Here is a 14,956-nt window from a genome sequence, read left to right as displayed (position 1 = left end):
TCTACTTTGGCTTCACAATGTCGACCAACTGATCGACGGTACCGGTCCAGGCCGGCTGGCCTTGGTATGCCAATTTGCCGCTCTTGTCGTCCCAATGCAGGTTGGTGATTGTGTGCTCACCTTTCTCGTAAGCGTAGGTCTTGCCGTCGTCCTGGTAGAGGGCGAAGTCGGCATCTGCGCCAGGGTAGATGCGGACTTTCGCGAGAGCCTGGGGCTCGTTGGTGCTCAGTACGGGAACACCCGTGGGAACAATTGATCCGGCGCGGACGAAGACGGGCAGTTGATCGATAGGGGCTGATACTGTGACCGTCTGACCACCATGAACGCGTTCGTTGGTCCAGTAGTTGTACCAGTCTGCGCCTGCGGGGAGATAAACATCGCGCGTGGTCACTCCTTGATCGGTGACCGGGGCTACGAGGAATGCGGGGCCGAACATGTATTCGTCATTGCGCTCGGCGGCTTTGGCGTCGTTGGGGAAGTCCATGAAGAGCGCGCGCATGTACGGTGCGCCGGACTGGTAAGTGGAGTAGCCGAGCGAGTAGATATAGGGCATCAACTCGTAGCGGAGCTTGAGATATTTTTCCAGGACGGGCTCGGCCTGTTTGCCATAACTCCAGACTTCGTTGGCGTTGCGGCTGCCGTGAGTGCGGAAGATGGGAAGGAAGGTTGCGTACTCGAACCATCGCGTATAGAGCTCTGGGTAATCGTCGTATCCGCCTACGTTATCGCGGGCGTCCGATGGGTCGAGGAGTGGAGGATGTTCGGGCTTGTGGACTGCGGGTAGATACTGCCAGCCGCCGGTGTCGTTACTCCAGTAAGCCAGGCCGGATGCGGTTGCGCCAAGGCCTGTGGGCACCTGCCGCTTGAGTGTGTCCCAGGTGGGATGAATGTCGGAGGACCAGACGATGGTGCCTTTGCTTTGCACGCCGGTGTAAGCGTCACGCGAGAGAGTGAGCGCGCGCTTGCTGGTGTCTTTGCGGAAGCCGTCATACAGCGCGCCGGTGTGGAAGAGCGGATAAACGTTGTAATACTGCGTGCCCGGGCCTATGTGGTAATAGCTTCCGTTGGGAGGCAAGTCCGGTTCGGTCTCGTCGGCCCAGATGGAATCGAAGCCTTTGCTGAGAATGTTGTCGCGGATCGTGTCCCAGTACCAGTGCGCTGCTTCAGGATTGGTAGTGTCGATATCGGAGCCGGCTCGGTCGTAAGGCAGACCATTGGTTGGCGTGCCATCGGCTAGATGTTCGAACCAGCCCTTGCTCTTGATCATGTCGTAGTAGCGGCTCTCGGGGACGAAGCGCGGCCACACACTGATCATGGTTTGAAAGCCCATTGCGTGGAGCTGATCGTTCATTGCTTTGGGGTCTGGCCAGTTCTTCGGATCGAGGTCCATCTGGCCCATCTTCGTGTAGTAGAACCAGTCGACGATCAACATGTCCGCGGGCAGCTTGCGGTCGCGATAGCCTTTGGCGACGCCCATCACTTCGTCCTGAGTGATGTAGCGCTGCTTGCACTGGATGTAGCCGTAGGCCGCCTTGGGGAGCAGCGGAGTAGCGCCAGTCAGCAGGCGGTAGCCGGAGTAGATTTCGTCCGTGGTCTTACCGGCGATGACAAAGAAGGAGACCCGATTGCCGACCTGCGAAGTCCACTTGGTTTGTTCATTGAAGCCGGGCTCGATGGTGGTCTGCGAGGGATTGTCCCAGAGCAGGCCGTAGCCCTTGTTGGTGACGAGCAACGGGATGCACCAGGTTGGGCCGGCGGGAGCTGTGTAGTTGTTCCAGCAGGTGACTACGTGGCCGCGATGGTCGAGGTGGCCTTCGTGATTCTGCCCGAGGCCGTAGTAGTGTTCGTCGGCGGGTGAGGCAAAGCTCGCGCCGACCTGGTAGAAGGCGTCGTCAGTAGACCGGCGATCATTGAGGATGGCGGCGTTGCCGTCTTTGTAGTTCGGCACGGACATCTGCCACCCGTTCATTTCCAGCAGCAGCTTGCCGTCCGGAGTCGTGAATTTCAGGTCCGCCCACGGCGTGGAGCCGTTGAAGAACTTGCCGATCGAGGCCTGCGTCTGCTGCACATTGGTCGGCCTGGCTGGCTCGGCAGAAGGCTTGGGGTGTGGATGGCCGCCCATCAGGCTGACGATCATGCGTGAGGAGCGATAGGTCTCCGCACTGTCCGTCTCCGCATAGCTCCATCCATCTGGCGCGGGCTTCGCTGTAACGCCATAGCCGGGGCCAGCGAGTGCCTTGTCCTTGAGCAGGCTCAGTGTTACCCGCACGACATTGGGCGCGTAGGGCTCGAGGACGATGGTGCTCTCGCCGCGGGTGAGCACGACCTTCTCCTGTGGAGCCTGGGCATTGCCGGCGAGCGGCAGTGCCAACATGAGACTGGCGAGAGCAACAGAGACGGATCGGGTTTTCTGCATGGCTAGGGTCGTGGCTTCCTTTACAAAATCGATTCACTGGAAGTCTACTCCCTGAGCCGCCGACCTGTATTCGGGTGAATTGAAGTCTCTTGCCATAATCGCTATCGGCGCGGTTTAGATTAAGCTGATGGATGATCTGGACAGTTCGAGAAGAGCCGAAGGCTTTTTTCGTTTTTCAAGCGGGTCGCGCAGAGTGGAGATGAATTTGAACAGCGGAAGAAATCAAGCAGCACTCGCAACCGGGGTTGGCCGTCCATTCAGCTTTTGGCAAACAGCCTTGCTGATCGTTCTGAGCTTCGCGTCTGCAAAAGCCATGGCGCAGGTTGAGTACGTGGATCCGACGATCGGCAATGTCGGCATTCTCCTGGTTCCAACGCGCCCCGCGGTTTACTTGCCGAATAGCATGGTTCGCATGTATCCCATGCGTGCAGATGGGTACGATGACCGGATTGAGTCTTTTCCGCTCACCATCAACTCGCACCGCATTGACGAGCTCTTCAGCATTATGCCTGGCAAGGCTGGCGGGCCTGCTGCGTATGACCAGGAGCAGACCACTCCTTACTACTACTCCACGCGCTTTGATGAATCTCTGATTCGAACGGAGTTTTCTCCTACGGAGCGCTGCGGATACTTCCGCTTCACATTTCCTCACAACGATGGATTCATCACTCTGTCCAATCGTCTGTCCGGCGAGCTGCAGCCGCAGGGGAAGACTGCAATCAGCGGTGAAGAGCGATTCAATGGGATGAAGGCGTACGTCTATGGCGAGTTCAGCGAACCGGTCACGTTCAAGGTTGACCATGAGGGCGAACGGAGCCGCGTAAGCGTTTCAGGTGAAGGCGCTCGCCAGATTGATTTCCGCTACGGCATTTCCTTCATCAGCGTTGAGCAGGCTCACAAAAATCTCCAGCGCGAGATTCCGCGCTGGGGCATCGAGCCGGTGAAGGAGGCCGCGAAGGCTCAATGGAACAGAACACTTGGGCGCATTGCAGTGGAAGGAGGCACGGAAGCTCAACGCCGCGTCTTCTACACCGCGCTCTATCGGTCTTCTGAGCGCATGATCAATATCACAGAAGATGGCCAGTACTATAGCGGCTTCGATCACAAGGTGCATCAGGATACGCGTCCTTTCTATGTCGACAACTGGCTGTGGGACACCTACCGCGCCCTTGAGCCTCTGCAGACGCTGCTTCATCCCGATGTCGAGGCGGACAAGATTCAGTCCTACGTTCGCATGTATCAGCAATCCGGCATTATGCCTACCTTTGCACTTGTTTCTGGCCCCTATGCCTGCATGAACGGAAATCACTCTGCTCCGTGGATTGCAGATGCATGGTTCAAGGGAGTGCGTAACTTCGATCTTGCATCAGCATATGAAGGAGTGCGCAAGCGATCGCTTGAAGTGACGATGCTGCCCTGGAGCCTCAAGCCGAAGGGCGCGCTCGATGACTTCTATGCTGCTCATGGCTACATGCCAGCATTGCGTCCTGGAGAGAAGGAAACTGATCCGATCGTGACGCCTTTTGAAAAGCGTCAGCCTGTGCCAGTGACTCTTGAAAACAGTTTCGATGATTGGAATATTGCCCATCTGGCGGGCGTCCTGAAGAAGCCGCAGGATGAAAAATTCTTCCTGCAGCGCGCAGCAAACTACAAGAATCTCTTTCGCGCAGATAAGGGGCTCATGTGGCCCAAGGACTCAGCGGGGAAGTGGATCGAACCACTGGATCCGAAGTTCGATGGCGGCATGGGCGGCCGCGACTACTACGATGAGAACAATGGATACACCTATACGTGGGATGTTATGCACGACATCCATGGCCTTGCCGAGTTGATGGGTGGGACAGCCAAAGCGGAGGCGAATCTCGATCAACTTTTTCGTGAGCCACTTGGCCGTTCGAAGTACGAATTTCAGGCGAAGTTTCCAGATTCAACGTCGATGGTCGGGCAGTTCTCCATGGGCAATGAACCCAGCCTGGCCATTCCCTATATCTACAACAGGCTTGGTGCCCCGTGGAAGACTCAGAAGCGGATTCGTATGCTGCTTGAGTCTTACTTTACAGATACACTGCAGGGTATTCCTGGCGACGAAGACGGGGGCGGACTTAGCGCCTTTGTGGTCTTCTCCATGCTTGGCTTCTATCCATCTACCGCTGGTGTCCCCACGTACGATGTAGGCAGTCCGATTTTCAAGAAAGCTACGATTCATCTTGAGAACGGCAAGGATCTTGTTATCTTCGCTGAGCATACGTCGCATGAGAACAAGTATGTGCAAAGCATTCGTTTGAACGGGAAGCCGCTTAACCAGGTATGGTTTCGCCATGCAGAGATTGCTAATGGCGGGACGCTGGAACTGACGATGGGCGACACACCCAATACATCGCTGGGTTCACAGCCTTCCTCTTTTCCGCCAGACTCGCTTCAACTTCATCCGCAGGACTTTGAATAAGGTCAGCTGGATGCGGGCGCCAAGGTTCTATCGAACGCTCGAAGAAATGAGGGCTCGCTGCACTTCGCAGCGAGCCCTTTTGAGCGTTTAGCGGCCTGTGGTGAAGCTTATTTCGTATTCAGGACCACCACAGTTGCAATGGGATCAGGTGCGCTGGCCGGGAGCGCAATATCGAGACTGCCATTGGACTGAGTGATCTTAAGCGGCTTCTTTGATGTGTCGGCTAGTAGATAGGCGTTGGTCACTGTGCGCGGCAGTTTATCGAGATGGAAACTGCTACCGGGCCAGGTAAAGAGTTCGATGTAGATCTTGTGAGCAGACGTGGTTGAACGCCACTTCCATTCCGGTACGAACTTCGGCTTGCCTTCTTTATCCTTCTCTGTCTTGCTGAAGCTGCCTGCCTCAGCGCCGAAGAGTGTGGGATGCGTGCCATAGATGGCTTCGCCATTCACGGCCAGCCACTTGCCCACTGCATGCAAGCGTTCAATCTCGGGAGGAGGCACGTTGCCCTTCGAATCCGGACCGATGTTCAGAAGATAGTTGCCGCCCTTGCTGGTGATATCGATCAGGTTCCGCAGCAAGGTTTCGGTCGATTTGAAATTGGTGTCGAACGATTTGTAGCCCCATGTATCGTTCATGGTCATGCAGGCTTCCCAGTCCCGTCCCGGATAACCCTTCGCTGGAATGAACTGCTCCGGCGTTTCTGTGTCGCCGTTATAACCGCCGCCGAGGCGATTGTTCCAGATCAGGTTGGGATGCTGGTTGAGCAGCGTAACGATTTCTCCGGCGAGTGCAGGCGTCATGTCAACGGTGGGGGTGTCGAACCAGATGACGACAGGGAAATCTTTGTAGTTGGTAAGCAATTCCTTCATCTGCGGAATCGCCTTGGTGTGTAAATAGCTGGCGAAGTCGCCATCCTGCGCCTTATCCCAGTGATGGTTCGGGCGATCATGATTGCCCGTCTTGTAGGCTGCGCCACCGGGTGCTGTCCAGTCCTGATCCTGCGAATAGTAGAAGCCCAGCTTCAAGCCCTGCTTGCGGCATTCCTCAGCCAGTTCACGCAGCGGATCGCGATGGAAAGGGGTAGCGGCAACGATGTTGAATGGATCAGCTTTTGAATCGAACATGGCGAAGCCGTCATGATGCTTCGCGGTGATCACGACATACTTCATGCCTGCTGACTTGGCGAGGGCGACGATGTCATGGGCATTGAAGGCAGTCGGATTGAATTGCGACGCGAGTGCCTTGTAGTCGGCAACCGGAATCGATGCATTGTTCATGATCCACTCACCAATGCCGGGAATCTGCTTGCCATTCCACGTGCCGGCGGGTATGGAATACAAGCCCCAGTGAATGAACATGCCGAATCGTGCTTCGCGCCACCACGCCATGCGTGCATCGTGTTGTGCGGGCGTCTCTTTATCCTGGACTGCGGCTACGGGATGCTTCGCGCTGATTGAGATGTGCTCGCCCTCGATCTGGGCATGTAACGGAAGCGCGCACGAGGTGAGCATGAGCGCAGCTGCAGCGAACGTAAAACGGTGTATCTTCAAGAGCCCTCCAGGGACAAAACCAACAGCGGGAGAATTGTATATGAAACACCTTGTTCACTGGCGGAATATTCCAAAATCCCCAATTCTGAGAGAAATTGTGTTGAAATCATAGGCACCATCCCTGTGTGAACGGTCTAAACCGGGTTTGCAAGAAGAAGGAACTGAATACGATGGTTGTGAAACGAGCGGCAAAATCAGCGGGTAAAGCCAGCGAGTCCCTGAAGTACGCTACACCTGCTCTCGATAAGGGGCTGGACATCCTTGAGTTTCTGGCCCACGACCCTACCGGTGCCACGAAGAGCGAGTTGGCGCGAGAACTCAATCGGACGGTCTCTGAGATATTCAGGATGCTGCTGTGCCTTGAGCGACGCGGCTATATCGCACAGGTCGCGGAAGATCGGTACTCCCTGACGCTGAAGCTTTTCAAACTGGTCCAGGAGCACCCGCCCACCGAGCGTCTCGTCGCAGATGCATTGCCGATCATGCGCAGGCTTGCACATGAGACCTTCCAGTCATGCCACATGGGCGTGATTGAGAATGATCGTATTGTCATCCTGGCGCAGGTGAATGCTCCGACGAGTCAGGGCTTCTTTGTCAAACCGGGCTCAACGGTGGACCTTATGGATTCATCCACCGGGTACGTGATCCTGGCGCACCAGGACGTGGCGGAACGCAGCCGTTCGGTCAGTGATTGGAGCCGTGAGACCGGGAAGAAAGCTCCGCGTGACTTGACGCAGCATCTTGACCGCATCCGAAGAAGCGGACATGAGTGCCGGGCAAGCTATCTGGTCAAAGGAGTGACCAACATCAGCTTTCCCATCTTTGATGAGCGAGGGGCGCCGCTCGGCGCGCTGACTGTCCCCTACATTGAACATCACAAAGACACGCAGTCTGAGGCAGAAGTCATCGTTGCTTTGCGCAAGGCGGCGTCCGATATCACCGCGGCTATCGGCGGCAGGTATCCGCTGCGAGATACGAGTGCGCCTTCGAGTCGGGGAAGGAAGCGAGTCTCGCAGGCATAAAACTATCGGGATGCGGCAGGCGAGTCAATCAGGCTAAGCGCCTTCTTGATGTCGTCGTCCGCAGGCATCAGCTTTTGCGCCGCCAGCAATTCTGTGCGGCCGTTTGCATAGTCTCCGGAGTGGCAATAGATGAGTCCGAGGTCTTTATGCAGTTGGGGCAGAGCACTGCACTTGCCGCAGACTTCAATGCCTTCCTTGAGCTGCGAGATGGCCGCGGGCCAGTCATGCGCGTCCGCTGAAGCCAATGCGAAGTTTCCCAGAGTCTGTGCCCGGTCCATGATGTGTTGTTGCGACTGCAGCGCCTGAAAGCGATCCTGGAGCTGCTTTGCCTCTGTAGGGTCAGACTTCATCAGGAGACGAGAAAGGTTGTAGTACGCCTCATTGTATTGAGGCCGGATTGCAATCGCTTTGCGCCAATGCGCGATGGCTCCGGCGGTGTCGCCCTTGCGCTGCAGCTCCTGTCCGAGCATGAAGTTTGCCTCGGCATTTTCGGGCTGCGCCGCGAGCGATTTTGTGAAGTACTCGATCGCGGCGTCCTTGTTCGCGGCCTGTCGTGCGATCAGGCCTAGCAGGTACCAGGAATCTGCTGCGTTGGGGTCGATCTTTACGGCGGCCTCAAGCTCTGGTCTGGCCTTCTCATTCTGCTGCAAATCGAGTAGCACCCGGCCCTTGTTATAGTGGGCGATCGAGCTGTTAGGGTCGAGCCGTACTGCTTCCGAAAACTCGCTCAGTGCGCCGTTGAGATCGAATTGATCGGCGAGGGCAATGCCAAGATTCAGATGAGCGCCTGGGGAGTTGGGGTCCAGCTCAGCAACTTTGCGAAAGGATGGCATCGCTTCAGTGCCGCGATTCATGCGCACGAGTACCATGGCGTACGCGCTCAGTGCTCCGGTGTTTTTGGGATCAAGCTGCGTCGCGCTCTGGAGTGCCTGCAAGGCATCGGGATAGCGCGCTTCGCTCGCGAGAATCATGCCGAGATTGGCGAAAGCCTGGCCATACTGCGGGTTGTTCTCCGTGGCCTGCTTGAAGAGCTGCTCAGCCTCGGGAGTCTTCCCAACCTGCCCGTACAGGACTCCAAGATTGTTCTGCGCCTCGGCATATTGCGGGTCCAGTGAGATAGCGGTCTGGAACTCCTTCTCCGCATCTCGCGCTTTCCCTGCTCTTAATTCCAACAGTCCGAGTTGATTGTGAGCCGGCGCCAGCTGCGGATCTAATTCAAGAGCTCTTTGCAGTTCCCCTTGCTCGCCGGAGTAGTCAGCCGTTCGATCCAGGGCGAGGCCGAGATCATAGTGCATACGGGCATTCCCAGGATCGGCAGCGAGCGACTCACGGTAGAGTGCTGCGGCCTTTTCCGGTTCCCCTGACGTCATGAATGCGTTGGCCTGGTTGGCTTTCACGCCCGCCACGTCCTTCTTGACGCTATCTTCCTTCTCCTTCTGAAAGATCTTCAGCTCCTGGTTCGCTTCTTCTGTCTTTCCCAATGCTCGAAGGACCGACGCTAGCTGGAAGCGCACCTTGCCGGAGTCTGGAGTGATCTTCAGCGCAGCTTCCAGAGGCGGGCGGGCTTCTGCCGGTTTGCCAAGGTGTGCCAGCACAAAACCGTAGTTGTACAGTGCTTCGAAATGGTTTGGGTCCATGGCCACGGCTTCCCGCAACGGCTCTTCCGCAGCTGCGTTGTTGCCCAAACCTCTTTCCACAACACCGGTCAGATACAGCGCATCGAAGTCATTTGGCTTACGCTTCCGATACTCGCGAATGATGGGAGCAGCCGCATCGAACTGCGCCAGAATCACCAGCGTCTTTACATACGAAACGCGAGCCACATCATCCGATGGATCGAGCCGCAAAGCTTCGCCGAACTCCTTTGCTGCCTCGGCAAAGAAATTCTGCTGCGTGTAGACAATTCCGAGATTCAGATGGGCCTGTGCGTAGTTGGGATGCTCCTTGACAATCGCATTCATCACTTCGAGTGCTGCTGCGGTGTCTCCATTCTTTGAATACGCAATGGCGAGATTGAGCTGCAGCACCTCGTCGTTGGGCGCACTCTTCAACTCTGCGATGGCAGCGGTGTAGCGCTTCTGCGCGATCAGGGCTTTCGTAACTCCGTCAATCGCCGGCACCGAGGTAGGGTCTGCTTTCAGAATTGTTCGAAAGGCAACAATGGCCTCATCCTGACGGTCAAGATCGCTGAGAGCTGTGCCCAGTGGCAGAAGAATCTGCGCCGAGTTTGGCTTGAGCTGGGATGCTGCCTGCAATTCATGGACAGCCCGTTTCGCGTTGCCGCTGGTCAGCAATGCAATGCCCAGGTCGTAGTGGCTCTCCCAGGACTTGGGGTCGAGGCGTAGTGCAGACTCGAAAGACGAGATGGCACAGGAAAAGTGGTGCTGCGTCGCAAAGAAGGTGCCGAGAGCGTCATACGCGCCGGCTGACGGATGCGCTGCGATGGTCCGCTCCAACTCGGCAGGCCCCTTACATCCTGACGACTGCTGAGCCCATGCTGTCCACGGCAGAAGCGCGAAGCCTGCGAACACGACTACGCTCGCGAATCTGCCGGGACGAGAAAAGTGCATGGAGGAGCGCGCTTTAGCGAAAGATGAAACAGGCCGGCTCCACATCATGCATACTCCGTCACATTGGCTCTTGATTGCCGCTCTACACTGCACAGTTCTAACGAATCTCACTATACGTTTGCAACAGGACCGCTGTCGCGGCCAGTTCTTCCTTGAGCGTTCGCAACTGCGGGAAGCCGGAGCCGCCTGGATGCTACAATTCGCCAGAACATGGGGAATTACCGTCTCTTCGCTGCCAAAGTCCTGAATACTTCGTTTTTGCTGAGCCTGGCGCTCACTGCAACTCTTGCCATTGCAGTCCGTTGCGAGGCGCAGATGGGCGTGGCGACGGGTAACGGTGTTGCCGTCCCGGCCAAGCCTTTGCCTGCGGGCATGAAGGCTCCTGTCGTCAACTATGAGGACATTGCGGCGCAGGCTGGATTGACCAATGTCAACGTTTCCGGTGCGGTTGCCAAGAAGCAATATATCGTCGAAACCACGGGCACCGGAGTGGCGATCTTCGACTACGACAACGATGGATTGCCCGACATTCTGTTCGTGAATGGCGACCGCTTTCAGAAGAGCGACGTGCCGACGACCCCTATCCTGTATCGCAACCTGGGCGGTCTGAAATTTGAAGATGTGACGAGCAAGGCCGGGCTCGCACATACCGGGTGGGGGCAGGGAACCTGCGCCGGCGACGTGGACAACGATGGCAACGTGGACTTCATGATCACGCAGTGGGGGCAGAATGTCCTCTACCGCAACCAGGGCAACGGGACTTTTCACGATGAGACGCAGGCGCGTGGTCTGAGTTCTGCAAAAGACCGCTGGAGTACCGGTTGCTCGTTCGTGGATTTCAACCGTGATGGCGCGCTGGATCTGGTCGTCGTGCATTACATCGAGTTCGACCCTGCCAAGACGCCGCATCCGGGCGAGAAATCGCAGTGCGAGTGGAAAGGCCTGCCTGTCATTTGCGGACCGCGTGGTTTGCCCGGCGAAACAATTTCTCTCTATCAGAATGACGGTCACGGCCACTTTACCGATGTGTCGGACAAGATGCATATCACCATCCCCAAGGATTACTACTGCTTCACTCCGATCGTGGATGATTTCGACAATGATGGCTGGCCGGATATCTATATAGCCTGCGACTCAACGGCCAGTGTCTACTTTCATAACCTTAAGGGTGAGCGCTTTGAAGAGATCGGCGTGCAGGCTGGTGTTGCTTACAACGACGAGGGACGCGAACAGGCCGGGATGGGCATTGCTGCTGCCGACTTTGGGCATCATGGGCGGTTTGATCTTTTCAAGACAAACTTTGCGGACGATACGCCTACGTTCTACCGCAACCAGGGCGACAACAACTTTACGGATACCACCATCGATACCGGCTTTGCGGTGAATACGCGTTTTTTGGGCTGGGGAACAGCGGCGCTTGATATCGACAACGATGGCTGGAAGGACCTTATTCTCGCCAACGGCCACGTTTATCCCGAGGTCGATTCCGGGCGTACTGGCGAGAAGTTCAAGCAGCATCGCCTGCTCTACTGGAATCGCACGGATGGCCAGTTCTTCGATCTGTCGTCGCAGGCGGGAAGCGGCATTGCCGATCCCCATTCCTCGCGTGGTCTCGCTGTCGGTGATCTCGATAACGATGGCAGCGAAGAGATTGTGATCGTGAACATGGGCGAGGCTCCCTCTCTGTTGAAAAATACGGCCCCGCCGCTTGGTCGATCGATATTGATTCGAGCAATCACTACGACCAATCGCGATGCCATCGGCGCACGTATCACGGTCGTTGCCAATGGGCAGACGCAGATCGACGAGGTTCGCAGCGGTGGATCCTATATCTCGCACAACGATTTTCGCCTGCATTTTGGGCTTGGCAAATCGGCGACGGCGAACGTTACGGTACGTTGGCTCGATGGGAAAACGGAGAGCTTTCCAGCGTTAGCAGCCGATCAAGTCGTAACCATTCAGGAGGGTAAAGGCATCGTCAAGAAGCTGCCGTATGCCTCCCACAAGCCATAGCTGGATTACTGTGGCGTCACCGCTCCGCCGACACGGACCAGCATCTGCCGCATGAAATCATCCTGCGGGAAGACTTGTGTATAGCTCGTCAAAGCTTCCCGTGCCTTCGCATACTGCTTGCTCTGGATGAGCTGTACGATCAGCATCTTTCGCGTGACCGGGTTGAACGGATCGAGCGCAATTGCCTTGTCGATCAGGGGAAGCGCTTCTTCGCTTTGCCCAAGATGCGTAAGAGCCTCCGCCAGGCCGGAGTAGGTGGTTTCGACTGGTGGACCGAGTTCAAGCGAACGGCGGAAGTGATCTGCTGCTGCCTGGAAATCACCACTCTTCATCGAACGGCGCCCCAGCGCAGCCTGCACGAGAGGCTCATCTGGCTGGGTCTTTTCCAGTTGACTCAGCACTTTGAAATAGGCCTCCGCGTAGACTGGCTTCGTCTCAGAAAGCTCTCCATAGGCTTGCAGAAGCGTAAGCAGCGGTGGAGGGCTTTGCTGCTGTCCTGGCAGGGATTGCGCAGCGGGGTTGATGTGGATCAGATCCGGGAGCGCGGCTGTTGTCTGCTGGAACGTGACATCGGGAAATGGCTCACCCGGTTTGGCGATGATGCGATGATTCGTCGCGCTCGAGTGGGAGATGGTTTGAATATCGCGCTTCGGCATATGGCAGCCAATGCAGTTGTTGGCCGGCTTCTGCTGCATGCGCGTCTCGAGGCTCAGCTTGCAGCTTTGATTCGTATGGCAGGTCATGCACTTGGCTGCAAAGTAAGCAGGTGCCTCTTCTCGCGCAGGCTGCACGTGCGGATCATGGCATGTGATGCAGCTCATCTTGCCTTCGCTTGCCCGGTAGCACTTGCTCAGAGACATGGAATAGTAGTGCTCTACGTGATCTTCCGTGGGAGGCACCTCGCGCGTCGGGGGAACCATCAGAATGGTCAGCCATTCATCCAGCGGCTTACCGGGCCTTACGTCCTGATATGTCTTGCCAGGCTTGAGCACGCGCACGTCGCCTGTCTGGTGGCATGCCATGCAGATGTTGTCCGAGAGGTAAGGTGTGAGGCGCGCGGGGTTGACGATCCGGCTCTCAAGCTTCGTTGCTGCGCCCTTCTGTTTTGTAGCAGACGTACCCGCAGTCATGGATTGAATATGCGCCGCACCTGGGCCGTGACACTTTTCGCACCCAATAGCGAGCTCGGCGAACGGTACGCTCTCGAATTTTCCGCTGCTATCCGGCACCGCATTGGGGCGCCCGCTGTGACAGAAAATGCATCCCGGCAGAATGGGCCGGTTGAAGCCGAGATCGGTGTATTCGTATCCAGGCGAAGGCTCCCAGCTTCCCGACTTGGAATAGAACGAGAGTGGTGCCTGAAAGAGGTAGTCGTCCTTGCGCAGGATCGTTCCAAAGCCGTTGTCTCCGGCGCCGATGATCCACTCCACCGGGTGTTCTGTGCGGAAGGATTCCGTCCCATCGGCACTTACGCCAGCTTCGCTTTGATACAGGGCATCGTTCTTTGTGTACACCTCGAATTTACGATTCAGCCGCTCGTTGAGGTAGGAAGCGGAGCTGGGAGCATTTTTCAAGTTGGCCACGGACGCCGTCGCCATCGACCGCCCCATGCTGGTCTGCGTGAATTGCTTGTAGATTTCCAGATGACATTTCGAGCAGGCCTGTGAACCGACGTAGCCGTCCTTCTGCTGCGCGTCGTTCTTAGCCTGCCCGGACGCCGAGGGCGGGGTAGCTGCCCCAACCAGCAGCAACGTGGCAAACGACGCCGGAATTACCTTACCGATCGCCCAAGCCAGGCTACGTCGAGCAGACTGCAATTTCCAACGCATGACGTTCTCCCAGGCTCAACTCTCGTGAATATCTATTTCCGGCGTGTCGAAGCCCGGGGCATCAGTGTCGGTTCGAGGATGATCGTCTGCGCGCGCGGCGGCTGTTTCGCTTCAATCAGTTTCAGAACAAGGTCCGCGGCCCGTTGGCCAATCATCTCGCTGTGCTGATCGATGCTGGAGAGCGAAACACGCAGCCAGTCGTTGTTGGGCAGGTTTCCGCAGCCGATCAAAGCGATGTCCTCCGGGATCCGCAGCCCGGCTTCGAGGATCGTGGTCATCGCGCCGATTGCCAGCGGGTCGTTAAAGCAGAAGACCCCGTCGGGCCTCGGGTCGCGCTCCAGCAGCAACCGCATTGCCTCGGCTCCCTGGCGGGTCGTCTCGGTGTCCACGTAGCTTCGGCTGACGACATACTCGTCGACGTAGGGCAAGCCCCTGTGGTGGAGAGCCTGACGGTACCCCTCGAAGCGGCCGATGCCGGTGCTGTTGTCCTGCCCGCGAATGTGAGCGATCCGTGTGCACCCCATGTCGATCAGATGTTCGGTCGCGAGCTTGCCAGCCTTTTCATCGTTGATGCCAACAAAGTTGGCTGCCAGCCCTGCCAGATCACGGTCGACCAGCACGTATGGTTGCCCGTTAGTGTCCATGCGCCGCAACTGCTCCATATTGGACCCGGTCGAGGCGATAACCAGGGCATCGAGCCGCCGACCCAGCAGACGGGAGATTTCTTCCTTCTCAAGCTCAGGGTCTTCTTCGGAGGAGGACACGATCAGAGAATACCCTTTGTCCCGAATGGCTGCCGAAATGGCCAGTGCGATTTCCGCAAAGAATGGGTGGAGCAGGCTGGGCGCCACCAGGCCGATCAGGTAGCTCCTGCCTGTCACCAGGCTTCTTGCAAGCGAGTTCGGCTGGTAGTCGAGCTCCTTCACACGGTCCAGAACGCGTTTGCGAGTCTCTTCTCCAATGTCGGGGTGGTCTCTGAGGACCTTGGAAACGGTGGCCTGCGAGAGCCCCAGATCCTTCGCTATGTCTTTCATTCGAATGGTCATAGGAGAAAACTACGCTCTTTCAATGCGGGGCAAACCCCTGGGGTGGTGTGGAAGCAGAGCC

The 14,956-nt window shown here is 57.0% G+C and carries 8 protein-coding genes; 3 read left to right on the top strand and 5 right to left on the bottom strand.

From position 1 onward, the window contains the following. Nucleotide 1 precedes the first annotated feature (1 nt). Nucleotides 2-2,416: a glycoside hydrolase family 31 protein gene (locus AC5S27_RS22645; RefSeq protein WP_493936823.1), complete on the bottom strand. Its 2,415-nt coding sequence runs from the start codon at nucleotides 2,414-2,416 to the stop codon at nucleotides 2-4. 199 nt (nucleotides 2,417-2,615) lie between these two features. Between AC5S27_RS22645 and AC5S27_RS22640 the strand changes: the two genes are divergently transcribed. Beyond that, entirely contained in the window at nucleotides 2,616-4,862 is a 2,247-nt protein-coding gene (locus tag AC5S27_RS22640) for a GH92 family glycosyl hydrolase (RefSeq protein WP_493936822.1), read from the top strand. A 107-nt stretch (nucleotides 4,863-4,969) separates the two neighbouring features. On the opposite strand, the gene AC5S27_RS22635 is transcribed toward AC5S27_RS22640, so the two are convergent. Next, nucleotides 4,970-6,415 carry an alpha-L-fucosidase gene (locus AC5S27_RS22635; RefSeq protein WP_493936821.1) on the bottom strand — a complete coding sequence of 482 codons (1,446 nt, stop codon included), beginning with the start codon at nucleotides 6,413-6,415 and terminating at the stop codon, nucleotides 4,970-4,972. Between the two features lie 170 nt (nucleotides 6,416-6,585). On the opposite strand from AC5S27_RS22635, the gene AC5S27_RS22630 reads away from it, so the two are divergent. After that, complete coding sequence (locus AC5S27_RS22630; protein ID WP_493936820.1) at nucleotides 6,586-7,437, top strand: IclR family transcriptional regulator; 852 nt, start codon at nucleotides 6,586-6,588, stop codon at nucleotides 7,435-7,437. A gap of 2 nt (nucleotides 7,438-7,439) precedes the next feature. On the opposite strand, the gene AC5S27_RS22625 is transcribed toward AC5S27_RS22630, so the two are convergent. Then, entirely contained in the window at nucleotides 7,440-9,968 is a 2,529-nt protein-coding gene (locus AC5S27_RS22625; protein WP_493936819.1) for a tetratricopeptide repeat protein, read from the bottom strand. A gap of 249 nt (nucleotides 9,969-10,217) precedes the next feature. Here AC5S27_RS22625 and AC5S27_RS22620 point away from each other — a divergent pair, with 249 nt between their 5' ends. Next, on the top strand, nucleotides 10,218-12,020 hold the full coding sequence (locus tag AC5S27_RS22620) for a CRTAC1 family protein (protein WP_493936818.1): 1,803 nt from the start codon (nucleotides 10,218-10,220) through the stop codon (nucleotides 12,018-12,020). A 5-nt stretch (nucleotides 12,021-12,025) separates the two neighbouring features. Here the strand turns inward: AC5S27_RS22620 and AC5S27_RS22615 are convergent, their stop codons facing one another. Together AC5S27_RS22615 and AC5S27_RS22610 are read right to left on the bottom strand one after the other, a co-directional pair. Further along, the gene (locus AC5S27_RS22615) at nucleotides 12,026-13,849 is read right to left on the bottom strand and encodes a hypothetical protein (RefSeq protein WP_493936817.1); all 1,824 of its coding nucleotides are present in this window, start codon (nucleotides 13,847-13,849) and stop codon (nucleotides 12,026-12,028) included. Nucleotides 13,850-13,881: 32 nt separating this feature from the next. After that, the gene (locus AC5S27_RS22610; RefSeq protein ID WP_493936816.1) at nucleotides 13,882-14,883 is read right to left on the bottom strand and encodes a LacI family DNA-binding transcriptional regulator; all 1,002 of its coding nucleotides are present in this window, start codon (nucleotides 14,881-14,883) and stop codon (nucleotides 13,882-13,884) included. Nucleotides 14,884-14,956: the final 73 nt, after the last annotated feature.

The sequence above is a fragment of the Acidicapsa borealis genome, assembly GCF_059115245.1.
Note: the sequence above shows the minus strand (reverse complement) of the source record. Positions and strands in the feature narration are given on the sequence as shown.

What these genes read in the sequence shown, in the direction of transcription:
- AC5S27_RS22615 (WP_493936817.1), bottom strand. Translation starts at nt 13,849, where the DNA reads ATGCGTTGGAAATTGCAGTCTGCTCGACGTAGCCTGGCTTGGGCGATC.
- AC5S27_RS22645 (WP_493936823.1), bottom strand. Translation starts at nt 2,416, where the DNA reads ATGCAGAAAACCCGATCCGTCTCTGTTGCTCTCGCCAGTCTCATGTTG.
- AC5S27_RS22630 (WP_493936820.1), top strand. Translation starts at nt 6,586, where the DNA reads ATGGTTGTGAAACGAGCGGCAAAATCAGCGGGTAAAGCCAGCGAGTCC.
- AC5S27_RS22640 (WP_493936822.1), top strand. Translation starts at nt 2,616, where the DNA reads ATGAATTTGAACAGCGGAAGAAATCAAGCAGCACTCGCAACCGGGGTT.
- AC5S27_RS22620 (WP_493936818.1), top strand. Translation starts at nt 10,218, where the DNA reads ATGGGGAATTACCGTCTCTTCGCTGCCAAAGTCCTGAATACTTCGTTT.
- AC5S27_RS22610 (WP_493936816.1), bottom strand. Translation starts at nt 14,883, where the DNA reads ATGAAAGACATAGCGAAGGATCTGGGGCTCTCGCAGGCCACCGTTTCC.